This window comes from Cellulophaga sp. RHA_52, from assembly GCF_007827205.1.
Classification (GTDB): Bacteria; Bacteroidota; Bacteroidia; order Flavobacteriales; family Flavobacteriaceae; genus Cellulophaga; species Cellulophaga lytica.
In genome coordinates, this window is sequence record NZ_VIRZ01000001.1 from 1355988 (window position 1) to 1381369 (window position 25382).

Genomic DNA, 25382 nt, shown 5'->3' on the forward strand with positions numbered 1-25382 from the left:
TATAAAAATGAAAAAGAAGGATATTAAAATACTTTTAGTAGACGACGAACCAGACATTTTAGAAATTGTTAGTTACAACCTTTCGTCAGAAGGATATGAGGTTTTTACAGCAAAGAATGGGGTTGAAGCTGTTGCTAAAGCAAAGAAAAAACATCCTCACTTAATTATTTTAGATGTAATGATGCCAGAAATGGATGGCATTGAAGCTTGCGAAATTATACGCAACACACCTGGTTTGCAAAACACTATAATTACCTTTTTAACGGCTAGAGGAGAAGATTATTCTCAGGTAGCTGGGTTTGACGCTGGTGCAGATGATTACATTACAAAGCCTATTAAGCCAAAAGTTTTGGTGAGTAAAGTAAAAGCTTTGTTAAGAAGGTTAAAAGAAGACAATGCTGCAGAGCAAGAAGATATAGTTAAAGTTGGTAACATTATAATTAATAGAGAAGAGTACAAGGTTATTAATGATGGCCAAGAAATAGTACTGCCAAGAAAAGAGTTTGAGCTTTTAGCTTTGTTAACCTCTAAGCCTAATAAAGTGTACAAAAGAGAAGTTATTTTAGACAAGGTTTGGGGTAACGAAGTTGTTGTTGGTGGTAGAACTATTGATGTGCACATTAGAAAATTAAGAGAAAAAATAGGAGACGACCATTTTAAAACTGTAAAAGGTGTTGGTTATAAGTTTGTTTTATAATGGCAAAAAGACTAAAAAAGTCATATAAATTCGCATTCCGTTCGTCATTTTTTATTGTAATAACACTAACACTGTTGTTAGGATTATATATGTATTATGCAGCTACTGTAGAGTGGCTGTTTTTGTTATGTTTTGCACTTGTTAGCTTTAGTATATCGTTTTTAATTATACAGCATAGAGTAGAGCGTTTTATATACAGAAGAATAAAAAAAATATATGATGATGTTTCTTTACTAGAGTCTACTTCTTTTTCATCTGCCCCTATTACTACAGATATAAAAACCTTGACAGAAGAGATTGAAAAATTTGCCAAAGGAAAAAAAATAGAAATTGACACGCTTAAAATTAGAGAAGAATACAGAAAAGATTTTTTAGGTAACGTATCTCATGAGTTAAAAACACCATTGTTTACGGTACAAGGTTATATTTTAACGTTGTTAGATGGTGCTATGGACGATAAAAAAGTGCGAGAAAAATATTTAGAGCGTGCCAATAAAGGTGTAGAGCGTTTAATATACATTGTTAAAGATTTAGATATGATTACCAAGCTAGAGGCTGGTGGTTTAACAATGGAATTTGAAGATTTTGATATTGTAGAGCTCATACAAAATGTTTTTGATTTGCTAGAAATGCGTGCTGCTAAAAAGCAAATTACATTAACTTTTGATATGGAGTATAAAGAGCCAATACTAGTTAGGGCAGATAAGGAGCGTATGCAACAGGTGGTGTCCAACTTGTTGGTAAACTCAATAAAATACGGCCACACTAACGGTACTACAGAGGTTAGTGTAGAGAACCTTATAAAAAATAAAGTAATTGTACGTGTTACAGACAATGGCGAAGGTATATCTAAAGAACACCTATCTAGGCTTTTTGAGCGTTTTTACCGTGTAGAAAAAAGTAGAAACAGAGAGGTTGGTGGCTCTGGACTAGGTTTATCTATAGTAAAACACATTATAGAAGCACATAACGAAAAAATTTATGTAGAAAGTGTAGTAGATGTTGGATCTGAGTTTTCTTTTACTTTAGAAAAAATAGAGAATAAAGAAGAGTAATCTACAGTACTTTTAAATTTGGTTAAACCTTTATAATCTTTTACTTTTTTTAATAATTCTAGTGTAAAGTCATCTTGTTGGCAAGTTGGTGCTATTTCTTTTTTATTTAATCTTTTGGCTAAATACTCCTGCTCAAACTGTCCAGGTGTTGGTATAAAAAACGCCTTTTTTTCTAGTTTGGCTAAATCCATTAAAGTAGTGTAGCCAGATCTGCAAAGTATTAGTTTGCTTTCGTTTATAGCGCGTTCTAAAGCTTTAGAACTCATAAAGTTGTATACAACAATGTTGCCTCTTAATGAAGATATTTTTTGCTCTTCCTCTATAATGCCTTTTACAAAAAGTACATCATTAGGATAGCCAATAAGTTCATCAAATATTTTTTCTTCAAGCATAGAACGTTGTGGTTCTGGACCAGATAACAGCACCATTAAATCGTACTTTTTAGGTGTGTCAGTTTTACTAAACCTACTTAGTGGTCCCAAGTATTTAATTTTAAGGCTAGATTTTTTTAAATGGCCAAGTTTGCCAGATAGGTTAGGCTGTTTTTTAGTGTCTGGCACCCAACATTCATCAAATTTTTTAATAATATTTTGGTGCAATTTAGTGGTCATCCAAGTGGTGTTACCGGTCAGCACATTTAATTGGTGCGTAATAAAAACACTAGGTACTTTTTTGTAGCAAACACCTAAACGGTTGTCAGATATAATACCATCAATATTAAACTCTTTTACCAGTTTTTTAGTTTGTTTTTTCTCTTTTTGTATTGCTTTAAGCATTTTAGGAGAATCCCAAAGTAATTTTATTTTAAAGTTTTTTCCGTTTTTGGCATATTTTATTTTGTACGATGGCAATTCGTGAAACTCCAAGCCCGGAAATTCTTTTTTTAAAAGGTTAAGTGCATCGCCATCAGAGGCAATAACAGGAGTAAAACCTTGGGTTAATAAAGCATTAATTATAGGAATACATCTTGTAGCGTGCCCTAAACCCCAGTTTAATGGGGCAACCAATATGCGTTTGCTTTTATTCATACCTATAAAGAAACTACTATAAAAACATAAATAGATTTCCTTAGCTTTGCCAAATCATTAAATTTATGTTGTGGGAAGTAAAAACAAGCTAAAGAGGTTTAAAGAAAATGAAACGTTTGATAACGTAATTCAGCCAACCAGAGAAGAAATAGTAGATGAAACATTTGCTTTAAAAGGCAAGTGGAATACTTTTTTTAAGAACGATAACCCAATTATACTAGAGTTGGGTTGTGGTAAAGGAGAGTATACCGTTGGTTTGGCAAAGCAAAGTCCTAACAAAAATTTTATTGGTGTAGACATAAAAGGAGCTCGTTTTTGGAGAGGAGCTAAAACAGCAACCGAAGAAAATATGGATAATGTTGGTTTTATTAGAACTCAGATAGAGTTAATAGATCAACTTTTTGCAGAAGGTGAAGTTTCTGAAATTTGGATTACTTTTCCAGATCCTCAAATAAAATACAAACGTACCAAGCACAGGTTAACTAACGAGGCTTTTTTAGCTAAGTATAGGCAAATATTAAAAGCAGATGGTGTTGTTAACCTAAAAACCGATAGCGAGTTTATGCACGGTTACACTTTAGGTCTTTTGCATGGTAAAGGTTTAGAGGTACTTTACGCAAATCATGATGTGTATAAAAATGAAGGAAGTCCAAAAGAAGTATTAGAAATTCAGACTTTCTATGAAAATCAGTATCTTGAGAAAGGAAAACCAATCACCTATATAAAATTTAGAGTCAATTAACCAATGACACACTTACTCATACTCTTTTTTGCAACATTTTCTGGGGCCTTTATGGCAACTGTGCCTCCTGGGTTGTTAAATATGAATGCTGCAAAAATTAGTGTAGAAAAAGGAAAGTTAAATGGTATAATATTTAGTATTGGCGTAGCTATAACGGTAATTTTACAAGCATACATAGCGGTAATAATATCTAAATTTTTACACAATAATCCAGATTTTGTTGGAGTACTGCTAAAAGTAGCTTTAGGAGTATTTGCCTTATTAGGCATTTATTTTTTTGCTATGGCAAAAGAGTGGATTAAACCTAAAAAGAAGGCCAAGCCTAAAATTAGTAAGCGTAATAGTTTTTTTAAAGGTGTTTTTTTAGCAGCAATAAACCTTCTTACAATTCCGTATTACAGTGGTATGAATGCAATGTGGAAGGCATCAGGCTGGATTAAATTTCAGGTTTGGGATATTTTGGTGTTTATACTTGCTGCAGGCTGTGGTACTTTTGCAGTGTTGTACTTATACACTGTTTATTTTAATAAACTAGAGAAAAAATCTAACGGGTTTTCTAAAAACTCTAATTACATTATAAGTGCCTTAATGCTGTTACTTTTTATTATAACTTTAATAAGAGTATATAATCATTAAAATGGCAACAGATAATCAGAATTTTTTTGAAAGAGTATATGCGGTAGCAAAACAAATACCCTATGGCAGAGTGACCTCTTATGGGGCAATAGCTAAATATTTAGGAGCTGCACGTAGTGCGCGTATGGTAGGTTGGGCTATGAATGCATCTCATTTAAAAGAAGAAATACCAGCCCACAGAGTAGTAAACCGTAAAGGGTTGCTAACAGGTAAGCATCATTTTGACGGAACCAACCTTATGCAACAGCTTTTAGAGAATGAAGGTGTTGTGGTTATAAACAATCAAATACAAAACTTAGAAACCTATTTTTGGGATCCTATAGAAGAACTAGAGTAGCCTTAGCTTTAAAATCTATATGCTGTCTAAATAATATATTTTAAACTTATAAAAGTATGTTATATTTCAATTCTGCTGCTTCTTAATCTCAGCCCTATACACTATCTTTGTAGTTTAGAATCAGTTTAAGTAAAAAGCTGAAAAAGAAAGTACTATAGATGAAGCTAAATAAACAAGATGTCTTAAAGGCATTAGAAAAGATAACAGTTCCTGGTGAAGGTAAAAATATGGTTGAAAGCGGAGCTGTAACCAATGTTATGGTTTTTGGTGATGAGGTAGTTGTAGATGTAACTATAAACAATCCTAGTTTACAAGCACGTAAAAAAACTGAGGTAGAAATTTTAAAAGCTATACACGCAGAAGTGTATGAAAAAGCTAAAATTAAAGTTAATATTAAGGTTGATGCAGAAGCTGCAAAGCCAAAAACTAACGAAATTAAAGGGAAGCCACTTCCTGGAATTAAAAATATTATAGCTGTTGCCTCTGGTAAAGGAGGTGTAGGTAAATCTACAGTAACAGCTAACCTTGCAGTAACTTTAGCAAAAATGGGCTTTAAAGTTGGTTTGTTAGATGCAGATATCTACGGGCCATCTATGCCAATTATGTTTGATGTGGCTCAAGAAAAACCTTTAGCAGTAAATATAGACGGTAAGTCTAAAATGAAACCAGTAGAAAGTTACGGAGTTAAATTGCTATCTATTGGCTTTTTTACACAACCAAACCAAGCTGTAATTTGGAGAGGGCCAATGGCATCTAAAGCATTAAACCAAATGATTTTTGATGCACATTGGGGAGAAATAGACTTTATGCTTATAGATTTACCTCCAGGAACAGGAGATATACACTTAAGTATTATGCAAGCAATGCCAGTAACTGGTGCTGTTGTTGTAAGTACACCACAAGAAATAGCTTTAGCAGATGCACGTAAAGGTGTAGCAATGTTTCAGCAAGATTCTATTAACGTACCTGTTTTAGGAGTTGTAGAAAATATGGCGTATTTTACTCCAGAAGAGTTGCCAAACAACAAATATTATATTTTTGGTAAAGAAGGAGCAAAACACTTATCAGAAGACTTAAAAGTGCCTTTTTTAGGAGAAGTTCCTTTGGTACAAAGCATTAGAGAAGCTGGTGATGTTGGTAGACCTGCAGCAATGCAAGAAGGTACACCTATAGAAACTGCTTTTAACGAGCTTACAAAAAATGTAGTGCAACAAGTGGTAAGTAGAAATACAGATTTGCCACCAACAGAGGCTATTAAAATAACAACTATGGCGGGTTGCTCGCCTGTTAATAAGCAATAAGAAAATGACAACAGAAGAGGTAAGAACTAACGTAGAGAAAGCATTAGAGGAAATCCGCCCATTTTTACAGAGTGATGGTGGTGATATTTCTCTAATTTCAATAGATAATGATACTTCTGTAAAAGTAAAGTTAGAAGGTGCGTGTGTTGGTTGTAGTGTAAACCAAATGACACTTAAAAGTGGTGTAGAAATGACCATTAAAAAGTATGTACCACAGATTGAAGAAGTAATTAACGTTGGTTAATTTGTGCTGATAATTGTCATATTATAAGCATAATTACTTCTGTAATTTTACATTTATTTTTAAGACTACTTTTACATGATTAAGACAGATATATTAATTATAGGTGCTGGTCCAACAGGATTATTTGCTGTTTTTGAAGCCGGATTATTAAAATTAAAGTGCCATTTAATAGATGCTTTGCCACAAGCAGGCGGACAATGTTCTGAGATTTACCCTAAAAAACCAATTTATGATATTCCTGGTTTTCCAGAAGTATTGGCAGGTGATTTGGTAGATAACTTAATGGAGCAAATAAAAGCGTTTCAGCCAGGTTTCACTTTGGGTGAACGTGCAGAAACTATAGATAAACAAGAAGATGGTTCTTTTATAGTTACAACAAATAAAGGTACAAAACACCACGCACCAATTGTTGCAATTGCAGGTGGTTTAGGTAGTTTTGAACCTCGTAAACCGTTGTTAGAAAACTTATCTAAGTTTGAGGACAATGGCGTTGCTTATATGATAAAAGATCCAGAAGTTTATCGTAATAAAAAAGTGGTTATAGCTGGTGGTGGAGATTCTGCTTTGGATTGGAGTATTTTTTTAGCTGATGTAGCTGCTGAGGTTACTTTGGTGCATAGAAGAAATGAGTTTAGAGGAGCTTTAGACTCGGTTGAAAAAGTGCAACAACTTAAAAATGCAGGTAAAATTAACCTTATTACTCCGGCAGAAATTGTTGGTTTAAAAGGTGATGATACACTTACTGCTGTAGAAATTAAAAAAACAGGAGAAGAAGAAAACCTTGTTTTAGAGGTAGATAATTTTATTGCTTTATTTGGTTTGTCTCCAAAATTAGGTCCAATAGGAGATTGGGGATTAGAGATAGAGAAAAATGCAATAAAAGTTGATAATGCTTTAGATTACCAAACAAACATACCTGGTATTTATGCTATTGGAGATGTAAATACATATCCAGGAAAACTAAAACTAATACTGTGTGGTTTTCATGAAGCTACATTAATGTGTCAGAGTGCCTACCAAAAAATATATCCAGATAAAAAATATGTCATGAAATATACTACCGTTGGTGGTGTGTCTGGTTTTGATGGTACTAAAAAAGAAGCGCCTAAAGCAGTTGTAAAAGCAATAGAATAATGAGTGATATTAAATTAAAAATAACAGACAGAGAAGGTGTTTTACACGAGGTAGATGCACCTACTGATATGAATATGAATTTAATGGAAGTTGTACGTTCTTACGAGCTTGCTCCAGAGGGTACAATTGGTATTTGCGGTGGTATGGCAATGTGTGCCTCTTGTCAATGTTATGTTAAGTCGGATCATGAGCTACCAGAAATGTCCGATGATGAAGATGCTATGTTGGCAGAAGCTTTTAATGTAGAAGATAACAGCAGATTAGGTTGTCAAATACATATGACGCCAGATTTAGATGGTTTAGAAGTTGAGTTGGCTCCAGAGAGTTAAAATCAATTTAATTAAAAATATAAAAAGCTCAAATTCTAAAATTAAGAATTAGAGCTTTTTACTTGTAATATTCTTCGTTATTATATTCTTGCTTGGTAGGTAAACAAGTTAAAGTAACGTCCTTCTTTAGCAATAAGTTCATCGTGAGTGCCGCTTTCTGCAATTTCACCATTTTCTATCACTAAAATCTGGTCTGCCTTGCGTATAGTACTTAGTCTATGTGCAATAACAAAAGTAGTTCTGCCTTGCGTTAATGTGGCCAAACTTTTTTGTATTAAAGCTTCACTCTCTGTATCTAAATTAGAGGTGGCTTCGTCTAAAATTAATATTTTAGGATTGGCCAAAATAGCTCTAGCAATAGCAATACGTTGGCGTTGTCCGCCAGATAATTTAACTCCACGTTCTCCAATTAAAGTTTCTAAGCCATCATCAAATCTATCTGTAAATTCATTTACGTAGGCAGCTTCAACGGCGTTTAAAAGTTCTTCTTCTGTAGCGTTTGGTCTAGGAAAAAGGATGTTATTACGTATGGTGCCTTCAAACAAAAAGTCGTCTTGCAAAACCACACCTAAATGTTGCCTAAAACTGTTTAAGTCTATTTTAGATAAGTCGTTACCATCAATAGTAATTGTGCCGCCATCCGGATTTAAAAAACTTGCAGCTAAACCAGCAATGGTAGATTTTCCAGAACCAGAACTGCCAACCAAAGCAACCACTTTACCAGAGTTTACTGCAAAACTTACGTTGGTAATTACTTCTTTATCTTCTTCATAAGCAAAAGAGACGTTCTTAAAAGCTACATCACCTTTAATATCGTCTAATACAATTGTACGGTCTTTTTCATCTGCTTCTGCGGTCATATTCATAAGCTCCTCTGTACGGTCTAAACCTGCAAGGGCTTCTGTAAGCTGACTACCAACATTACTCATCTGTACAATAGGGGCAACCATAAGTGCAAGTAAAAATGTAAACTGAAAATACTCACCCGTTGTTAAGTCACCTGTAATTAATAAATAACCGCCATAACCCATCATAATCCCTGTTGTGGCAAGTCCTAATAAAAAAGTAGATGAGCTTGTCATTACAGCGGTTGCCGTTAAACTCTTTTTTACATTTTTATATAATTTAGCAACACCTTTTTCAAAAATTTTATTTTCTTGTTCTTCGGCGTTAAAACCTTTAATAACTCTAACTCCGCTTAAAGTTTCTGTTAACCTGCCTTTTACTTCAGCGTTTATTTTACCACGTTCTCTAAAAACAGGGCGTATAATTTTAAATGCTTTTATAGAAATAAAGGCAAATAAAATTAAGGGTGCAAACGCCATTAGCGTCATTGTTAAACTAATTTGCACCAACAAAACAACAGATACTACAGCGGTAATAGTACCACCCACTAATTGTACCAAACCAGTGCCTATTAAATTCCGTACGCCTTCTACATCACTCATAATTCTAGATACTAATCCGCCAGACTTGTTATTATCAAAAAAACTAATAGGTAAAGACAATACTTTTTTCTGTACTTGCGCACGTAGTTCAGATATTAAATACTGTGCCTGTATACTTAATACTTTGGTAAGTAAAAATGATGTTATTGCTTGCACCAAAAAAGCAGCAATTACCAGTGCTACTAAAGTTTTTAAAAAGGGAATATCTTTATTTGGTACAATATCATCCATTAAATATTTAAGAGATATTGGAGCAACAAAACTTGCGGCCTTACTTATTACAATTAATAAAAGTCCTATAAAAACAAGTTTGCGTCTTGGCCAAATAATAGTTTTAAATGCGGTTAAAATGCTTACTTTCTTCTCTGCCATCGTTCTATTTTCAATTTGTATGCAAGGTAATTTAAATCTATGTTAATTTTAGTTATCTGCTTTTTTAATGAGGTTATCAACCTAAAAAAACCTTTAAAATTAGTTTTTAAAACAGAAGTCTAGTATTTTCACACAAACCATTTTAATAGTTCTTTTAGATGAAAATTAGCATATATACCCTTGTGTTTTTTAGCTTGTTAGTCGGTTGTAAACAAGCAACCAAACAAAATAAAAATGTAGATCGTTGGCAAGCACACGCAGATAACACCATTATAATTAGAGATACATTTGGTGTGCCACATATTTATGGTAAAACAGATGCTGATGCTGTTTTTGGCTTGTTGTATGCACAATGTGAGGACGATTTTAACCGAGTAGAACAAAATTACATATGGGCAACTGGTAGGTTGGCAGAGGTAGATGGTGAAGAAGCTTTGTATAGTGATCTGCGAGCTAAATTATTTATGACAGAAGAAGAGGCAATTGCTAACTACAATAAGAGTCCAGAATGGTTAAAAGAGTTGTGCAATGCATTTGCAGATGGTATAAATTATTATTTACACACGCACCCAGAGGTTACACCTAGGTTGTTGACAAAGTTTGAGCCTTGGATGCCAATGTATTTTAGTGAAGGCTCTATTGGTGGTGATATAGAACGAATTTCTACACGTAAAATAAAAGCATTTTATGAGGGTGATATGGAAATTCCTGAAGCAACAGAATTAAAAATTGAAGAAGAAAAAGCAGAGTTAGAACCGCAAGGATCTAACGGTATTGCAATATCTGGTAGCTTAACACAGTCTGGCAATGCAATGCTTTTAATTAATCCGCATACCTCATTTTTCTTTAGGGGAGAAGTACACGTGGTTAGTGAAGAGGGTTTAAATGCATACGGAGCAGTTACTTGGGGGCAGTTTTTTGTGTACCAAGGCTTTAATGAAAAAACCGGTTGGATGCACACATCTACATACACAGATGTTATGGATGAGTTTAAAGAAACTATTGTAAATCTTAAAGGCGATTTAAAATACCAGTACGGAGAAGAACTTAGAGATGTTGTTGAAGATTCGGTTACCTTAAAGTACAAATCTGGTGAGTCTACCAAACAAAAAACGTTTAAAACGTACAGAACACATCACGGACCAATTACACATAAAGCAGACGGAAAATGGACAGCCTCTGCTATCATGTGGGAACCTGTAAAAGCATTAGAACAATCTTACATTAGAACAAAACAAAACGGATACAAGGGTTTTAGAGAAATGATGAATATACGTACCAACTCATCTAACAATACGGTGTATGCAGATGCTGGTGGTAATATAGCTTATTTTCACGGTAATTTTGTGCCAGTACGCGATACTGTTTTTGATTTTACAAAGCCAGTAGATGGTAGTAATCCGCAAACAGATTGGAAAGGATTGCACACTGTAGATGAAAATATATTGCTTTTAAATCCTAAAAACGGATGGTTGCAAAACTGTAATTCTACACCTTATACTGCAGCGTTAGAAAACAGTCCAAAAAGAAAAAACTATCCTAAATATATGTCTAAAGACCAAGAAAACTTTAGGGGTGTACACGCAATACGTTTATTAACAGATAAAAAAGAGTACACATTAGATAGTCTTATAAAATTAGCACACGATCCCTATTTGCCAGCGTTTAAAGCTTTAATTCCTGGATTAGTAGAGGCATATGATACAACAGACAGAACAAAACTTTTAAGTTTGCCAATAGAGGAGCTACGCAACTGGGATTTTAAAACCTCAAAAGAATCTGTAGCAATGACACTGGCGCACTATTACGGCACTATGTATGGTAGAAACGGGAAACGACCGCGAAAAATGAGTGATATGGAGGCAATGACTTACTTTGGATCTGCGTCACCAATGGCTGAGCGTTTGTCCGTTTTTAGAGCAGTAATAAAAAAGTTAGAGTCCGACTTTGGAACTTGGAATATTCCGTGGGGAGAGGTAAATAGGTACCAACGTTTAAATGGCGACATAAAACAAGCTTTTAATGATGATGAGCCAAGTGTTGCAGTTGGTTTTGCTTCTGGTCGTTGGGGAGCTTTAGCAGCCTATGGTGTTAGCTATACCAATAATACCAAAAAAATATATGGTACGCGTGGCAATAGTTTTGTTGCTGCGGTAGAGTTTGGAGAAAAAGTAAAAGCGAAGACTATTTTGGCAGGTGGACAAAGTGGAGATCCTACTTCGGCACATTTTAACGACCAAACTGATGCATACATAAATATGCAATTTAAAACCGTAGCTTTTTATAAGGATGATGTTTTAAAACAAGCAGAAAAAACATACCATCCTGGAGAAGTAAAGTAATTGAGTATGATTAAGAAAATAGTTTTTTTACTTTTTGTATGTTTTACAGTTGTTGGTTCTGCACAAGATTATGAGTATCCTGTAATTAAAGATATAGTAACTGATAATGCAGGTATATTTGAGACAGAAGCAGCACAAGCTTTGCGTAATAAATTGAAAAATTTTGAAACAGAAACAACTACGCAACTGGTGGTGCTTACAGTTAATTCTTTAAACGGACAAAATATAGAAGATTTTGCAAATAAAACATTTAACCAAAATAAACTAGGGCAAGTAAAGGAAGATAATGGTATTTTAATTCTCTTTTCTAGTTTTGATAGAGAAGTTAGAATTGAAGTTGGTTACGGTTTAGAACCATATATTACAGACATAGTGGCAAAACGAATTATAGAGGACACTATGATTCCTGAGTTTAAAGAAGGTGCTTATTTTACAGGAATAGACAAAGCTACAGACCAATTAATAAACTTTATTAAAAATCCCGAAGCACTAAAGAAGTTTAAAGAACTCATAAAAGAGAGAGATCGTAAGCAAGAAAGAATTGGAAATATATTACTACTCACCTTTGGTTTCTTTTTTTTGATTACAGGTTGTTTTGTTATTTATATTTCAGGAAAAAAGGGATTTAAAATTTTTAAAAAGTTTTTTACGGCAGAGATTGGACTTATCTTTTTTACAATAAACATACTAGTATATACAGTATATTTTTGTTTTGGTGTTGTATTGTTGGCAATTATTATTTTGACCTGTTTTAAAAAATATGGTTATCAGGTTGAACCATTCATAGAAACTAATTCCATTTTAATTTTTTGTGTTTCAATAGTATTATTTATTGCAACCTTAACAGTAATTACAATTAAAGATCTTGTTGTAAAAAATAAAACTAAATTATCTTTTTCGTTATTTAAAAGTGATTATGATTCTGTTATAAAAGCTATAAAAAGTATTGGTTCTTCAAATGGAAGAAGTGGTGGTTCTTCAAGTAGTTCATACAGTAGTTATAGCAGTAGTGGCTTTAGCAGTAGTTCTAGTAGTTTTTCTGGCGGAGGAGGAAGTTCTGGTGGAGGTGGAGCAAGCGGAAGTTGGTAGACTAATTTACTTAAAATTGTTATCTACTAAAAAACGGTAAGTAAATAGTAGTGTAATTTTTATATCTTAAAATTTATAATGATATTGTGAATTGGAATAATAGTAAGGTTATTCTAAATAACACACAAACCATTGCAACAACAAAAAGCACTAGCATTATTAAAATCTGGTAAAAATGTATTTTTAACAGGTTCTGCAGGTACAGGTAAAACGTATGTTTTAAACCAGTACATTACCTATTTGAAAAAACGTAGAATACCAGTTGCTATAACAGCATCTACAGGTATTGCGGCTACGCATATGAATGGGATGACTATACATTCTTGGGCTGGTTTTGGTATAAAAGAACAACTTACCAGGGCTAATCTAAATTCTATGAAGGAGAAAAAGTACCTGAAAGAACATTTAGAAAATGCAAAAATTTTAATTATTGATGAAATATCAATGCTGCATAAAAAACAGTTAGATATGGTAGATACTGTTTTGCAATTTTTTAAAGAGAATGATGAGCCCTTTGGAGGCATACAAGTTGTGGTTTGTGGCGATTTTTTTCAGTTACCACCAATAGGTAATCAAAATGAAAAAAGTAAAGATAAATTTGCTTTTATGTCTGCTGCTTGGGTTGCTGCTAAATTTAATGTGTGTTATTTAACGGAGCAATATAGGCAAGCAAATGAAGATGTTTTAAATACTATTTTAAATGAAATTAGAATAGGAAAAATATCTAAAAAAAGTATAGAAGAACTTAAAAAAGCAGAGCAGAATACGTTTAGTAAAGATGATGAGCCTACCAAATTGTTTACGCACAATTATGATGTAGATCAGATTAATAACGAGCATTTACAACAATTAAAAGGTAAGATAAAAAGATTTAAGGCTACCACTAAAGGAAACAAAAAACTGGTAGAAACTTTAAAAAAATCAGTCTTAGCTAAAGAAGAGTTAGAGTTAAAAATGCATACAAAAGTTATGTTTGTACGTAACAACCAAGAACAAGGTTATGTAAATGGTACATTAGGTACTATTGTTAGTTTTAATGATGATGGATTTCCGGTAGTAAAAACAGCCCAAGGAAAACGAATTTCTGTAAAGCAAGAGAATTGGGGTGTGCAGGACGATACCGGAAAAGTTTTGGCTAGTTTAGACCAAATACCATTGCGTTTAGCTTGGGCAATAACTGTACATAAATGTCAGGGTATGACGCTAGATGGTGCGCTCATAGACCTATCTAAAACTTTTGAAAAAGGCCAGGGTTATGTAGCTTTATCTCGTTTAAAAAATATTGAAAACCTAAAGTTATTAGGTTTTAACGAAATGGCTTTGCAGGTAGATGGACTAGCTTCTAAAGCAGACAAAAGATTTTTAGAACTATCTGATGAAGCAGATAAAAAATATGCCTTAGATAATTTAGAGGAAGAAGCGATTAAATTTGTAGTAGAGTGTGGTGGCTTAACCAATTTAAAAGCTATAGAAAAGCACGCTAAAAAAATTATAGATAAGAAAATTAAAAAAGATTCTACCTATGATGTTACCCTAGATTATTTTAGAAAGAAACTAAGCATTGAAGAAATTGCAGATCAAAGAGGATTGTCTAGTGGAACTATAGCGGGACATTTAATTAAATTATGTAAAGATTACCCCGAAGAAGATTTTAGTTTTTATCAGCCTAAAGAACAAATAATTAAAGATGTAGAAAAGGCTAAAAGCAAGCAGAAAAAAGGAGAGCCTGTAAGTTTAAAAGCTATTTTTGAAGCCTTAAATAAAAAAGTAGATTATAACGATATTAAGCTGGCACTAGCTTTTATTGGTAGAGAGTAACTTACTCTTGTATTACAATAATAGTAGCTTTAGACCCTGTGGAAAGCAACCATTTTTTAGAAGATATCACTTTCCCGTTTTCATCATAAATGTTTACTTGTGCGGTATTTGGACCAGATGTACCTTGGTTTAATGCTTCAAAATCTATACGGTTAAAACCTTTTTTTAGAGTATGGTTTACTCCTTTAAAAGCGCCACCAAGCATTAAATTGTGCTCTATTACTTTTCCGTCTGCATAAATTTTTACGCGGTCACCATCTACATATTCGTGATCTCTACAAACAATACCAATAAATTTTCCGGTAGTTTTTACATCACCTAAATATTGATCTCCATGAAACGATTTAGAGTCTTTTTTTTCTTCAAAACCTAAACGAGGATTCAATTTAACATCACGCCCAGGTTTAACAAGTCTGTTGTCTGGAGTCATATCTATTCTAGGCTTCATCATAGAATCTAAAAAGTTTGTATTGTTAGGTTGCTTTTTAGGCTCTGGTATTATAATAGTTACAGGTGGTGCAGTTTTTACCTCTTTCTTTGCTTCAATTTTTAAAGGTATAACAGTCGTTTCCTGTGCTACAACTGGTGCAGCAAAAAACAGAATGGTTAATAATGTGAATAATGAAAATCGCATTAAGTTACTTTAAAAATTTTAAGATAAAGATAGCAAATACCTTGCCATGTGGTAAATTTTTGTTGTTAAATTAACAGTTAAGAGTCATTTATTAGACAAACTACAAGTTTTTTTATAGGGTTAATTTTTAACGCTAACTTTTTATAAAAAGTATTTTTTTATACCCTTTTTATTTTAAATTAGCCAGCTAATTTATGGCGTATGAAAAAGGCAAAAGTTGCTCTAGCTTTAGGTGTTTTATGCATCTCTATATTTCCTATTTTGGTTAAGTTAAACTTAACACCAGGTGTTATATCTGCTTTTTATAGGATGGCAGTAGCCACAGTATGTATTTTGCCATATGTTTTACTAACCAAACAGTTTAAAATTACAGCTAAAAAACCGTTTTACTTAGCAATGTTATGCGGAGTTATTTTTGGTTTAGATGTTGCTGTTTGGAACATAGCTATACAAGAGTCTACAGCTACACAAGCTACACTTTTAACCAATTTATCTCCGGTTTGGGTTGGTGTAGGAGCTTTTTTCTTTTTAAAAGATAAGCCTACTAATAATTTTTGGTTTGGTACCGTAATTGCAATTATAGGTATGGTGATGTTGGTTGGTTTTAAAACATTTGTTGCGTTAGATTTTAATTTAGCTTTTTGCTTTGCAGTGCTATCTGGTATGTTGTACGCAGTATATATGTTGCTAAGTAAAGATATTTTAAACCAAATAAATGTACTTACGTTTATGACAACAAGCTTGGTTGCATCTACTATATTTTTAGGGGTATTAAGTTACGCAATTAATGAGCCTTTTACGGGTTTTTCTAATGCAGGATGGTTAGTGCTATTGCTACAAGGTTTGGTGTGCCAGCTTTTAGCTTGGTTGCTAATTAGCTATGCAACTAAGCATATGCGTGCAACCAGAGTGTCGGTTAGTTTATTAGGACAAGCCATTTTAGCCTCTTTTTTAGCGTGGTTATTTTTAGATGAGGCTATTTCTACTCAGATGGTAGTGGGTGGTTTGGTATTGCTTTTTGGTATACGTATTACCTTTTACCAAAAAAGTATATTTGCTAAAAAAAGAGTTTTAAAAAGAAAATTGTCTTAGTAGTTATACTACTGCTACTGCATTTTTGTTAATTAGGTTGCTAATAGCATCCCATAAATTAATGCGCTGTTGTAGTGCTTCTTTGGCTACCGTTAAGGTTTCTTGCCACTTGGTGTCATCATTACCACATAACTCAGAAATCATTTGTAAAGATAGTGGTCCGTGCTCATCACCATCTAACTCTATATGTCTCTCTAAATAATACGTAAGTTTATTATAGTGTTTATTTTCGGCATCAGCATTTTTAAGAATCTCAATAAACATATCAGGTATAAGATCTTCCCTGCCAAAAGTAAAAGCAGCGGCAATTAAATGTGGCTTATTGGTGTTAATTATTTTAAAAGTATAGTTTACAAAATCTGCTAAAGTAGTGTCTAAGTTTACTTTTTTTAAGGCAGATGAAACAGGTTCTTTTTGAAGTATAAGATTGATAAAATTTTCAATAGAATTGGTGTTTGCTCCTATTTGATGCATTGCATCTAAGTACATTGTAAAATGACTTTTAGGTTCGCCAAGTTCATTAATGTCGCTTTCTTCGCCGTGAACAATTTCATTAATAAAACGTGCTAATGTTGGATTACTAGCAGGTACCCAAGGAGTATCTGTACAGGTCAGATTTTTTTGTAACGCTTTTAAAAGAGACATAAAATCCCAAACCGCATAAACGTGGTTTTCCATAAAAACTTTAATGTCGTTTACATCTTTTAAACTTGCATAAAGCTTGTGGTTTTGAAGCGCTTGTCTTAATTCAGAAATTTCATCTTCTATGTGCTCAATTCTGTTCATTCTTTCTAAAATTATATCTAACAATTGGTACTGTACTTTGCATACGCAAAAACAATAGTATTGGTTTTGCGCTGCAAAATTAATACATAGGTGTTATTTTAGATGAATTTTATACAAAAAAAACACTATTCTTCATCTAGAATAGAGTTTCCTGTAGATTTGTCTCCAGAGGTCCATTGCCATTTTTCATGCAATCTAATTTTTCCATTTGGCAAAATTTCTGGTGTAGACGTACATTTTCCGGTCATTAATTGGTTGTTGGTATTTACCTGGTGGTATCTCATTTGTATAACGCCAGTAGCATCAACCAAGCCAATTAAGTGTCCTTTTTTTATGTTACCACCTGCATAGTCAGCAGTTAAAATAGCACCGTTTTGTTTATATGTAAAAACGGTGTCATTAGAGGTTTCAGAATTTTTAGAACTATTAGCCGGTCTAAATATTTTACCGTTATAGTTTATCATTACTTCTAATTTCTACTAAGTTTTTTCATTACCACCCATTGTTTTAGCATATCTCTAGAATCTTGAGCAGGATAACCTAAAACAGTTTTGCCTGGGGCAATGTTACCCATAACACCAGATCCTGCGCCAACAATAGCACCATCGCCAATAGTAGTATGGTCTTTTATAGATGCACTACCACCAATAATAACGCCGTCTCCTAAAGTAACAGAGCCAGCTAAACCACTATGACCTGCCATAATACAAGACCTTCCCATAACACAATTGTGAGCAATTTGCACTAAGTTATCTATTTTACAACCATCACCAACAACTGTAGAACTAAATTTACCACGGTCTACACAAGAGTTGGCTCCAATTTCAACATCGTTACCAATAACAACATTACCAATTTGTGGTATTTTAACCAAACCTCTGCCATCATCACTTGGTCTGTAGCCAAAACCATCTGCACCAATACTTACGTTGATATGAAAAGTACAACGGGCACCAATTTCGCTACGTTCTCTAACAACAGTTCCAGACCACATTACCGTTTGGTTGCCTACGGTAGAATCATCTAAAACAGTAACATTTGGGTATAAAACAACACCTTCCCCTAAAACAACATTTTTACCTATATAGCAGCCGGCTCCAATTTTACTTCCTACACCAATTGTAGCAGTACTATCTATAACTGCTGTTGGGTGTATGTCTACATCAAAAACAGGTTTTCCAGGATCAAAAGCTTCTAAAAGTTTAGCTAAAGAAATGTCTGCATTTTTTACTTTTATTAGAGCAGTATTTTCTCTTGGCTCTATTTTTAAATTGTCATTTACAATAGCTACACTTGCGTTAGAATTTTTCCAAAGACGAACATATTTTACGCCACCAATAAATGTAATTTGATTTTCGGTAGCCTTTTCTATTTGTTCTGCGCCTTCTATTTTGTGTGTAGTGTTACCTACTAATTCTCCTCCTAAAAGTTCGCTGATTTCTTGTACTGTAAATGATTTCATTCTTAATTTATAAGGTATTATTGGTTAAGGTTATTTATTATGGAAAGCTTTAAAAGTACTTATAAAAAGTAATTAAAGTTTATATTTTGACTGTTTTTGTTATAAAAACTACAGTTTTTTTGATTTTATTGCATCGTAGATTACAATACTTACTGCATTTGCCAAATTTAGACTTCTTATATGTTCGCTAAAAAGGGGTATTTTGTAAAGGCTATTTTTGTGTTTTTCTACAACAGATGCGGGTAAGCCTACAGATTCTTTACCAAACACAAAAAACATATTATCTTCATAATCAATTTCATAATAGTTTTTTTCTGCTTTAGCAGATAAAAATGCGAACTTTTTATCAGAATGAACTTCAAAAAAATGAGTTATACTATCGTAGATTTTTAGGTCTAAATGCTGCCAATAGTCCAAACCAGCACGTTTAACCCTTTTATCATTTAACTCAAAACCAAATGGTTTAACCAAATGCAATGTAGAGCCAGAAGCCAGACTTAATCTTCCAATATTACCTGTATTGTTTGGTATTTCTGGTTCAAATAGTACAATGTTAAAGCTCATAAATAATTTTGCGTTTAAGCAAAGAAACGGATTGAATTTTTAAAATAAAAAGATTTGGTTTTATTGGCTAAATTTTTTCTTTAGAATAGCATTCATATAATCTACCTTGTCTAATGCTTTTTTAGAGAATTCAAAAAGACTAACACACCTATCTAAATTCTGATTAGGATAAGCAACCTTGTAGTAAGCATCATTCTGTAAAAAATCTGTAAGTGCACGTAAGCCATGTATAAATGGCATAAACACGGTTCCCTGTGGTAAAGATGCTATTTCTTCTTTGGTTAATATACTGTTATGAGTGATTAAACCGTCTACAAAGCTGGTAAAAAGGTCTTCACTAAAAGTTATTTTAGATAGGTCTTTCTCGTCCTCAGGAGCTGTATTTACAATAGTGCGTACGGCATCCCCAAAATCATAATAAAAATAACCTTTCATTAGCGTATCTAAATCTATTAAACACAGAGCCTTATCTGTAGTTTTAGAAAATAAAATATTATTTAATTTGGTGTCGTTATGGCAAACTCTAATTGGTAATTCTGTAAAACAAAAATCTAGTAAATCTGGCAACAACTCTTCAGCAAATTCTATTGCGTCTTTTGCGGCAGCTGTACGTTCCTTTTTAGCCTTTTCTAAAGCATCAAAAAACTGATTATTTCTGTGTATTAAATTATGAAAATCCGGAATTGTATCTTGGTAATTTACAACATCTTCAGAACTTAAAAGCGAATGAAATTCGCCCACAATTCTACCAGCCTCAAAAGCAATATTATTACTTTTGGTGGTGTTGTAAGTTGTGCTATTGTCAATATAAGAAAGTACTCTCCAAAAGCCATTTTCTTTATGGTAACTTGTGTCTTTTTTAGTCTTAACTACAGCTACACTACTATAATTTTTACTTTTAAGTACATGTAGTGCTGTTTCTATATTTTGCATTACGCCAGCTACATTTTTAAACACATTGTTGTTTATACGTTGTAAAATGTATGCAGGTTTGTTGGTTGTTAAAACTAAGTAAGTATCATTTATAAGTCCATTATTAATTGGCTCAAAAACGTACTCTTTTTTAGGAACAGAAAAATGACTTAATATTTTGGCAGGTTCTATTGGCATAGTTATTAGTTTATATTCCATAAATTATAAGGGTACTCCCCGTTATTAGTCATTTCTGCTAGTTTAGACACAGCCATTGCTCTGTCTTCTGCATAGGTAACGCCAAACCAATTGCTTTTAGAATTTACTACAGGTACATTTAATTTTTGATTACTAATCATTTCCTGAATAATAAAAGGCAAGAAAACTTCACTAGACTTAATTTTTTCTTCGTCTTGCAAGAATAATTTAAAAGCTTGCTCTATAGTTGAAAAAATAGATGTGTCACAAACCCAAAAATTCATACTAACTTCTTCGTTTCCTGTAAACTCAATTCCTGTATTGGTATCTACTATTTTTTCGCCTTGTTTTTCTAATTTTAAACGTTCTTCAACCTTAGTTAAAATACCATTGTTAATTTTACAAACACCTCTAGAAACAGAGCCGTGAGTAGACAATGTATCCTTTAGTGTGTAAGATATTAGTGCGTATGTATTAGCAGTACTAGCTTGCATAATTTTGGCGGCATTTTTAAAAGCTAAGCTACCATAAAAATCATCGGCATTTAATACTGCAAACGGACCGGTTATTACATTTCTAGCAGTCCAAACCGCGTGTGCAGTTCCCCAAGGTTTTAAACGTTCTGTAGTGTAACTTGTACCTTTTGGAACATCAGAAATTTCCTGAGCCAAAACATCTAATTTTACATTACTTGGTAGGCGTTTGGCTAAATGTTCTTGTAAAAAGGCAACCTTATCTTTTTTAGTAATAGCAACTATATGGGTAAAGCCATATTTAATAGCGTCAAAAATGCTAAACTCCATTAAAAATTCGTGGTGGGGACCAATATCATCAAATTGTTTAAGTTTTCCGTATCTGCTACCATTACCTGCAGCCATTAAAAGTAGTGTCATTTTTTATATTTTGTCTAACAAAAATAAGGTTTTGCAATGTGGCAATGGGTGGTATTTAAGTTAAATAGTATGGTCTTTTTTGTTTTTTTGATTTAAAAATACAACCATAATTAGCTTTTAAAACGCTATTTTACGGTTAAAGTATTAAATATTAAAATGCTTTACTATCTTTGCGGCGTTGTGTTGTGTCTCAATTTTTTTTGGGGCAATGTTGAAAACCATTTTAGATGGTATCAACCAATGAAAGGCTTTCCTATTGGAAGGCTTTTTTTATATCCAAAACTCTTCAATTTATTAATTACATAATTTTAGGCTTATTTTTTAGATAAAGTTCAAATTATTGTACTTTTATTGTCTATTTACAAAGAACAATAGAAATATGCCGTTATATCATAAATTAGGTAAAATACCGCCTAAAAGACATACCATCTTTAAAAAAGAAGATGGTACTTTGCATTACGAGCAACTGTTTGGAACTATAGGTTTTGACGGAATGTCGTCCTTAATGTATCATAAACACAGACCAACTATGGTAAAAGAAGTTGGTGAAAGTATAGATGTGTCTCCAAAAGCTGCTGTGACTCATAATATTAAATCTAGATTGTTAAAAGGTTTTGATATTAGACCAGAAGATGATTATTTAGAGAGTAGAAAAACTGTATTATTTAATAGTGATGTACATGTTGGTTTAGCTGCTCCAAAAAAGTCATTAACAACGTATTTTTATAAAAATGCAGATGCAGATGAGCTTTTGTTTATTCATGAAGGAACCGGAACATTAAAAACTATGTTGGGTGAAATCCCTTTTGAATACGGAGATTATATTGTTATTCCAAGAGGAATGATTTACCAAATAGAGTTTGATACAGAAGACAACCGTTTATTGGTAACAGAGTCTTACCACCCAATATATACACCAAAAAGGTACAGAAATTGGTTTGGTCAGCATTTAGAGCATTCTCCTTTTTGTGAGCGCGATTTTAAATTGCCGCAAAACTTACAAACGTATGATGAAAAGGGTGATTTTTTAATAAAAGTAAAAAAGCAAGGACAATTACACCACTTAACATACGCATCTCACCCGTTTGATGTTGTTGGTTGGGATGGTTACAATTTTCCGTATGCATTTTCTATACATAATTTTGAGCCAATTACTGGGCGTGTGCACCAACCGCCACCAGTGCACCAAACTTTTGAAACAAGCGCTTTTGTTGTTTGTTCTTTTGTGCCAAGGTTGTACGACTATCACCCAGAGTCTATACCAGCACCATACAACCACTCTAATATAGATTCTGATGAGGTTTTGTATTACGTAGATGGCGATTTTATGAGCAGAAAAAGCATAGATAAAGGCTATATTTCTTTACACCCAGCTGGTATACCTCATGGTCCTCACCCAGGTACTTACGAGGCTAGTATTGGCAAATCTAAAACTGAAGAATTAGCAGTTATGATAGATACTTTTAAGCCTTTGCAATTAACGCAATTGGCGTTAGATATAGATAATGGTACGTATTACCAATCTTGGATGGAGTAATGTGTTTTAAATTATAACATAAAAAAGGAGGTTTATTAGCCTCCTTTTTTTATGTGGTATGTATAAGAGTATGTACCAAAGAGGCTGCTAATTTTGCAGTTTGGTTGTCAAGGTCATATTTTGGGTTCATTTCTGCAATGTCTAAACTAATGAGCTTGCCAGATTTTATAATAGTTTGTAAACATTGCAATGCAATATCAGGAGAAAAGCCCATTGGAGATGCAGCACTAACTCCGGCTGCATAAGCAGATGAAAAACCGTCTAAATCTACTGTTGTGTATACCACATCTACATTGGCTATAAAAGCAGAAATTTGTTCTTGTATTTTTATAGATTGATGTAGGTTAAAATCTTCATTTTTAATAACCGTTACCTTAAGTTCTTTTGCTGTTTTAAAAAGAGAAGCGTCATTGGCATCATCTCTAATTCCTAAACACAAATAATTAAACGGAATATTGTTGGTTTTACAATCTTCTGCTATTTGATAAAATGGTGTTCCAGAATTATTTCCATTTGTATTAGCTCTTAAATCAAAATGAGCATCAAAATTAATAATACCAATAGTTTTGTGTTTTTCAACCGCATTTAAAATGCCATTATAATGTCCGTAAGCAATATCGTGGCCACCACCTAAAACAATAGGAAAAGTATTGTTTTTTAGTAAAGTAGTAACCGTATTAGCTAAAGTTTGTTGTGCTTGCTCCATATCATTATCAGTACAAAAAACAGTGCCAACATCTAAAAGCTGAGTATCTTTTTTTAAATGATTTGGCATTTTAGCCAATTGCCTTACAATAGCTTCTGGACCAGTAACAGCGCCAACTCTGCCTTGGTTGCGTTTAACACCTTCATCACAAGCGTAGCTTAATATAGCAAAAGTTTTAGTGGTTTCTTGTTTTAAAGTATCTACGCAAATTACTTTTTCATGAAGATATAGATTGGCATTAGATTTTCGGCCTTGCCATAAAGAAGAATCTGGTTTTTTAAAGTTGTCCATTTTACAAATTTATAACTCAAAAGTAAGGTGTTATTTTAGTTTTTAAACTTCAAATTAAATAAAAAATAGATTAGACCAGGAAATGCAATTGTTTTAGTGTAAAACTTTTAATTTAGTAGTTTAATTTATGCTAATGAAGTTTACTGGTACAACAAGAGTAATAGTGCTTGTATGTTTATTTTTTTTAATGATAGGCTGTAATAACAAGCAGAATCAAAAAACACTATTAGTGTATTGTGCTGCTGTAGTAAAGCCTGTTTTAGAAGAAGTTGCAAAAGAATATTATAAAGAAACAGGTATACAAATAGATTTGCAATATGGAGGTTCTGGTACGTTATTGGCTAATATTAGAGTTGCCAAGCAAGGAGATTTGTACCTGTCTGCAGATGCAAGTTACATGCAGCAAGCAATTGCATACAATATAATACAGCAAAGTAAGCCATTAGTTGCTATAACTCCAGTATTGGTAGTTAGTGCAAATAACCCCAAAAATATAACAACTATTAAAGATGTGTGTAAAAAAGGTATTAGGTTTGGTATTGCTAACCCAGATGCGGCATCTGTAGGAACTGTAACTAAAAAAATACTGCAAGAATCTGGTAATTGGGATGCAGTTAAAAAATGCGTATATGTACAAATGCCAACAGTGTCTGACGTTGCTAATGCTATTAAACTAAATACTATAGATGCGGGTGTTATTTGGGATGTTACAGCTAACCAGTACAAAGAAATAGATGCTATAGAGTTAGCTAATTTTAAACAGTATAAAGAGCACGCAGTAATTGGAGTTTTAAAATGGTCTAAGCAACAAACTGAGGCATTAAAGTTTACAGAATTTTTATTACAGAATGCAAAAAGTAAAAGTGTGTTTAAAAAATTAGGGTATAAAATGTACTAATATAATACGTAGTTATCAAAAAAGAAGAGCAACATATAAAACAGCATAAGGTTAGGTCTAACGTACCATTTTATTTGGTAATGGGCATTGTGGCGTCTACATATATAGTTTTAATATTAGCAATGGTGTTGGCCGATTTTTTTTATACCACACCAGATCATATTTTTAAGGCTTTAGCTAGTAAGGAAATACAATATGCTATAAAATTAAGTTTGGTGAGCAGCACAATTACAATGTTGTTAAGCGTTATAGTGGCTATACCAATTGGCTATTTTATGGCGCGTTATAACTTTAAATTTAAAAAAATTATTGATGCTATTTTAGATATACCTATAGTGTTGCCACCACTAGTAGTTGGTTTAAGTTTGCTATTACTTTTTCAGACAGCGTTGGGGCAGTTTATAGAGAGTCATTTAAGAATTACCTATACAGTGTATAGTGTTGTAATAGCACAGTTTATGGTTGCTTGTGCCTTTGCTGTACGTACAATGTATGTTACGTTTTCGCAAATTAATAATAGACAAGAACAGGTTGCATTAACTTTGGGCTGTAACCAGAGACAGTCTTTTTTTTATATTTTACTACCACAAGCTAAAAGCGGAATTTTAACTGCAGCTTCTTTAGCGTGGGCAAGAGCTTTGGGAGAATTTGGCCCTATTTTAATTTTTGCAGGTGCTACAAGAATGCGAACAGAGGTGTTGCCAACCACAGTGTTTTTAGAAATGTCTGTAGGGAATATAGAAGCAGCTGTAGCTGTGTCTTTAATAATGATAGCATCTGGTTTTTTGGTGTTGCTGTTAGTTAGAATATATGGAACTAAAAAACATACTTTTTAGC

At 33.1% G+C, this 25382-nt stretch carries 26 protein-coding genes; 16 read left to right on the forward strand and 10 right to left on the reverse strand.

The window, feature by feature from the left end; translation table 11 throughout:
• The first annotated feature begins 7 nt into the window (after positions 1–7).
• Positions 8–697, forward strand: a complete 690-nt coding sequence (locus JM80_RS06010; RefSeq protein ID WP_144709479.1) for a response regulator transcription factor — start codon at positions 8–10, stop codon at positions 695–697.
• On the forward strand, positions 697–1752 hold the full coding sequence (locus JM80_RS06015) for a cell wall metabolism sensor histidine kinase WalK (RefSeq protein WP_013620466.1): 1056 nt from the start codon (positions 697–699) through the stop codon (positions 1750–1752). The genes JM80_RS06010 and JM80_RS06015 overlap by 1 nt, the downstream gene beginning before the upstream one ends.
• On the opposite strand, the gene JM80_RS06020 is transcribed toward JM80_RS06015, so the two are convergent.
• A complete protein-coding gene (locus tag JM80_RS06020; RefSeq protein WP_034646077.1) occupies positions 1677–2780 on the reverse strand; it encodes a glycosyltransferase family protein in 1104 nt (367 codons plus the stop codon). The genes JM80_RS06015 and JM80_RS06020 overlap by 76 nt on opposite strands.
• A gap of 70 nt (positions 2781–2850) precedes the next feature.
• On the opposite strand from JM80_RS06020, the gene trmB reads away from it, so the two are divergent.
• From trmB to JM80_RS06055, 7 genes are all read left to right on the forward strand, one after another.
• Complete coding sequence (trmB, locus tag JM80_RS06025) at positions 2851–3522, forward strand: tRNA (guanosine(46)-N7)-methyltransferase TrmB (protein WP_013620464.1); 672 nt, start codon at positions 2851–2853, stop codon at positions 3520–3522.
• 3 nt (positions 3523–3525) lie between these two features.
• Positions 3526–4158: a LysE family transporter gene (locus JM80_RS06030; protein ID WP_013620463.1), complete on the forward strand. Its 633-nt coding sequence runs from the start codon at positions 3526–3528 to the stop codon at positions 4156–4158.
• A 1-nt stretch (position 4159) separates the two neighbouring features.
• A complete protein-coding gene (locus JM80_RS06035; protein WP_013620462.1) occupies positions 4160–4495 on the forward strand; it encodes an MGMT family protein in 336 nt (111 codons plus the stop codon).
• Between the two features lie 158 nt (positions 4496–4653).
• On the forward strand, positions 4654–5796 hold the full coding sequence (locus tag JM80_RS06040) for an Mrp/NBP35 family ATP-binding protein (RefSeq protein WP_075694561.1): 1143 nt from the start codon (positions 4654–4656) through the stop codon (positions 5794–5796).
• Positions 5797–5800: 4 nt separating this feature from the next.
• The gene (locus tag JM80_RS06045) at positions 5801–6040 is read left to right on the forward strand and encodes a NifU family protein (RefSeq protein ID WP_013620460.1); all 240 of its coding nucleotides are present in this window, start codon (positions 5801–5803) and stop codon (positions 6038–6040) included.
• Between the two features lie 75 nt (positions 6041–6115).
• Positions 6116–7174 carry an NAD(P)/FAD-dependent oxidoreductase gene (locus JM80_RS06050; protein WP_013620459.1) on the forward strand — a complete coding sequence of 353 codons (1059 nt, stop codon included), beginning with the start codon at positions 6116–6118 and terminating at the stop codon, positions 7172–7174.
• Complete coding sequence (locus tag JM80_RS06055; RefSeq protein ID WP_013620458.1) at positions 7174–7503, forward strand: 2Fe-2S iron-sulfur cluster-binding protein; 330 nt, start codon at positions 7174–7176, stop codon at positions 7501–7503. Before JM80_RS06050 ends, JM80_RS06055 begins: the two co-directional genes overlap by 1 nt.
• An 80-nt stretch (positions 7504–7583) precedes the next feature.
• On the opposite strand, the gene JM80_RS06060 is transcribed toward JM80_RS06055, so the two are convergent.
• Positions 7584–9323 (reverse strand): ABC transporter ATP-binding protein, encoded by a 1740-nt coding sequence (locus tag JM80_RS06060; protein WP_034646085.1) that lies wholly within the window; start codon positions 9321–9323, stop codon positions 7584–7586.
• Positions 9324–9481: 158 nt separating this feature from the next.
• Between JM80_RS06060 and JM80_RS06065 the strand changes: the two genes are divergently transcribed.
• The 3 genes from JM80_RS06065 to JM80_RS06075 all read left to right on the forward strand — a co-directional run bounded on the left by JM80_RS06065 (position 9482) and on the right by JM80_RS06075 (position 14572).
• A complete protein-coding gene (locus JM80_RS06065) occupies positions 9482–11665 on the forward strand; it encodes an acylase (RefSeq protein ID WP_144709480.1) in 2184 nt (727 codons plus the stop codon).
• Positions 11666–11671: 6 nt separating this feature from the next.
• Entirely contained in the window at positions 11672–12754 is a 1083-nt protein-coding gene (locus JM80_RS16425; protein WP_186439781.1) for a YgcG family protein, read from the forward strand.
• A gap of 132 nt (positions 12755–12886) precedes the next feature.
• Entirely contained in the window at positions 12887–14572 is a 1686-nt protein-coding gene (locus JM80_RS06075) for a helix-turn-helix domain-containing protein (protein WP_144709481.1), read from the forward strand.
• 1 nt (position 14573) lies between these two features.
• On the opposite strand, the gene JM80_RS06080 is transcribed toward JM80_RS06075, so the two are convergent.
• Positions 14574–15206 (reverse strand): hypothetical protein, encoded by a 633-nt coding sequence (locus JM80_RS06080; protein WP_144709482.1) that lies wholly within the window; start codon positions 15204–15206, stop codon positions 14574–14576.
• Between the two features lie 201 nt (positions 15207–15407).
• On the opposite strand from JM80_RS06080, the gene JM80_RS06085 reads away from it, so the two are divergent.
• Positions 15408–16298: a DMT family transporter gene (locus JM80_RS06085; RefSeq protein WP_013620452.1), complete on the forward strand. Its 891-nt coding sequence runs from the start codon at positions 15408–15410 to the stop codon at positions 16296–16298.
• 3 nt (positions 16299–16301) lie between these two features.
• On the opposite strand, the gene JM80_RS06090 is transcribed toward JM80_RS06085, so the two are convergent.
• The 6 genes from JM80_RS06090 to JM80_RS06115 form a co-directional block, all read right to left on the reverse strand.
• On the reverse strand, positions 16302–17084 hold the full coding sequence (locus tag JM80_RS06090; RefSeq protein WP_144709483.1) for a DUF3050 domain-containing protein: 783 nt from the start codon (positions 17082–17084) through the stop codon (positions 16302–16304).
• A 125-nt stretch (positions 17085–17209) separates the two neighbouring features.
• Positions 17210–17548, reverse strand: a complete 339-nt coding sequence (locus JM80_RS06095) for a n-acetylglutamate synthase (protein WP_144709484.1) — start codon at positions 17546–17548, stop codon at positions 17210–17212.
• 5 nt (positions 17549–17553) lie between these two features.
• Positions 17554–18546: a UDP-3-O-(3-hydroxymyristoyl)glucosamine N-acyltransferase gene (gene lpxD, locus JM80_RS06100; protein WP_034646098.1), complete on the reverse strand. Its 993-nt coding sequence runs from the start codon at positions 18544–18546 to the stop codon at positions 17554–17556.
• 108 nt (positions 18547–18654) lie between these two features.
• Positions 18655–19110 (reverse strand): tRNA (cytidine(34)-2'-O)-methyltransferase, encoded by a 456-nt coding sequence (locus tag JM80_RS06105; RefSeq protein WP_013620448.1) that lies wholly within the window; start codon positions 19108–19110, stop codon positions 18655–18657.
• Positions 19111–19170: 60 nt separating this feature from the next.
• Positions 19171–20241, reverse strand: coding sequence for a phosphotransferase enzyme family protein (locus JM80_RS06110; RefSeq protein WP_255436687.1), 1071 nt, complete (start codon positions 20239–20241; stop codon positions 19171–19173).
• Positions 20226–21113, reverse strand: coding sequence for a sugar phosphate nucleotidyltransferase (locus JM80_RS06115; protein ID WP_144709485.1), 888 nt, complete (start codon positions 21111–21113; stop codon positions 20226–20228). Before JM80_RS06115 ends, JM80_RS06110 begins: the two co-directional genes overlap by 16 nt.
• A 379-nt stretch (positions 21114–21492) precedes the next feature.
• Between JM80_RS06115 and JM80_RS06120 the strand changes: the two genes are divergently transcribed.
• Positions 21493–22650, forward strand: coding sequence for a homogentisate 1,2-dioxygenase (locus JM80_RS06120; RefSeq protein WP_034646100.1), 1158 nt, complete (start codon positions 21493–21495; stop codon positions 22648–22650).
• A gap of 49 nt (positions 22651–22699) precedes the next feature.
• Here the strand turns inward: JM80_RS06120 and hutG are convergent, their stop codons facing one another.
• Positions 22700–23647, reverse strand: coding sequence for a formimidoylglutamase (hutG, locus tag JM80_RS06125; protein WP_144709486.1), 948 nt, complete (start codon positions 23645–23647; stop codon positions 22700–22702).
• 127 nt (positions 23648–23774) lie between these two features.
• Between hutG and modA the strand changes: the two genes are divergently transcribed.
• Positions 23775–24545: a molybdate ABC transporter substrate-binding protein gene (gene modA / locus JM80_RS06130; RefSeq protein WP_144709487.1), complete on the forward strand. Its 771-nt coding sequence runs from the start codon at positions 23775–23777 to the stop codon at positions 24543–24545.
• Positions 24546–24625: 80 nt separating this feature from the next.
• Positions 24626–25381, forward strand: a complete 756-nt coding sequence (locus tag JM80_RS06135) for an ABC transporter permease (protein ID WP_075694552.1) — start codon at positions 24626–24628, stop codon at positions 25379–25381.
• The last annotated feature ends 1 nt before the right edge of the window (position 25382 follow it).

What these genes read in the sequence shown, in the direction of transcription:
- JM80_RS06010 (WP_144709479.1), top strand. Translation starts at nt 8, where the DNA reads ATGAAAAAGAAGGATATTAAAATACTTTTAGTAGACGACGAACCAGAC.
- JM80_RS06035 (WP_013620462.1), top strand. Translation starts at nt 4,160, where the DNA reads ATGGCAACAGATAATCAGAATTTTTTTGAAAGAGTATATGCGGTAGCA.
- JM80_RS06040 (WP_075694561.1), top strand. Translation starts at nt 4,654, where the DNA reads ATGAAGCTAAATAAACAAGATGTCTTAAAGGCATTAGAAAAGATAACA.
- JM80_RS06080 (WP_144709482.1), bottom strand. Translation starts at nt 15,206, where the DNA reads ATGCGATTTTCATTATTCACATTATTAACCATTCTGTTTTTTGCTGCA.
- JM80_RS06055 (WP_013620458.1), top strand. Translation starts at nt 7,174, where the DNA reads ATGAGTGATATTAAATTAAAAATAACAGACAGAGAAGGTGTTTTACAC.
- JM80_RS06050 (WP_013620459.1), top strand. Translation starts at nt 6,116, where the DNA reads ATGATTAAGACAGATATATTAATTATAGGTGCTGGTCCAACAGGATTA.
- JM80_RS16425 (WP_186439781.1), top strand. Translation starts at nt 11,672, where the DNA reads ATGATTAAGAAAATAGTTTTTTTACTTTTTGTATGTTTTACAGTTGTT.
- JM80_RS06110 (WP_255436687.1), bottom strand. Translation starts at nt 20,241, where the DNA reads ATGGAATATAAACTAATAACTATGCCAATAGAACCTGCCAAAATATTA.
- JM80_RS06085 (WP_013620452.1), top strand. Translation starts at nt 15,408, where the DNA reads ATGAAAAAGGCAAAAGTTGCTCTAGCTTTAGGTGTTTTATGCATCTCT.
- lpxD (WP_034646098.1), bottom strand. Translation starts at nt 18,546, where the DNA reads ATGAAATCATTTACAGTACAAGAAATCAGCGAACTTTTAGGAGGAGAA.
- JM80_RS06090 (WP_144709483.1), bottom strand. Translation starts at nt 17,084, where the DNA reads ATGAACAGAATTGAGCACATAGAAGATGAAATTTCTGAATTAAGACAA.
- JM80_RS06060 (WP_034646085.1), bottom strand. Translation starts at nt 9,323, where the DNA reads ATGGCAGAGAAGAAAGTAAGCATTTTAACCGCATTTAAAACTATTATT.
- JM80_RS06020 (WP_034646077.1), bottom strand. Translation starts at nt 2,780, where the DNA reads ATGAATAAAAGCAAACGCATATTGGTTGCCCCATTAAACTGGGGTTTA.
- JM80_RS06105 (WP_013620448.1), bottom strand. Translation starts at nt 19,110, where the DNA reads ATGAGCTTTAACATTGTACTATTTGAACCAGAAATACCAAACAATACA.
- JM80_RS06135 (WP_075694552.1), top strand. Translation starts at nt 24,626, where the DNA reads ATGGGCATTGTGGCGTCTACATATATAGTTTTAATATTAGCAATGGTG.
- JM80_RS06095 (WP_144709484.1), bottom strand. Translation starts at nt 17,548, where the DNA reads ATGATAAACTATAACGGTAAAATATTTAGACCGGCTAATAGTTCTAAA.
- JM80_RS06120 (WP_034646100.1), top strand. Translation starts at nt 21,493, where the DNA reads ATGCCGTTATATCATAAATTAGGTAAAATACCGCCTAAAAGACATACC.
- JM80_RS06115 (WP_144709485.1), bottom strand. Translation starts at nt 21,113, where the DNA reads ATGACACTACTTTTAATGGCTGCAGGTAATGGTAGCAGATACGGAAAA.
- hutG (WP_144709486.1), bottom strand. Translation starts at nt 23,647, where the DNA reads ATGGACAACTTTAAAAAACCAGATTCTTCTTTATGGCAAGGCCGAAAA.
- modA (WP_144709487.1), top strand. Translation starts at nt 23,775, where the DNA reads ATGCTAATGAAGTTTACTGGTACAACAAGAGTAATAGTGCTTGTATGT.
- JM80_RS06030 (WP_013620463.1), top strand. Translation starts at nt 3,526, where the DNA reads ATGACACACTTACTCATACTCTTTTTTGCAACATTTTCTGGGGCCTTT.
- JM80_RS06045 (WP_013620460.1), top strand. Translation starts at nt 5,801, where the DNA reads ATGACAACAGAAGAGGTAAGAACTAACGTAGAGAAAGCATTAGAGGAA.
- JM80_RS06065 (WP_144709480.1), top strand. Translation starts at nt 9,482, where the DNA reads ATGAAAATTAGCATATATACCCTTGTGTTTTTTAGCTTGTTAGTCGGT.
- JM80_RS06015 (WP_013620466.1), top strand. Translation starts at nt 697, where the DNA reads ATGGCAAAAAGACTAAAAAAGTCATATAAATTCGCATTCCGTTCGTCA.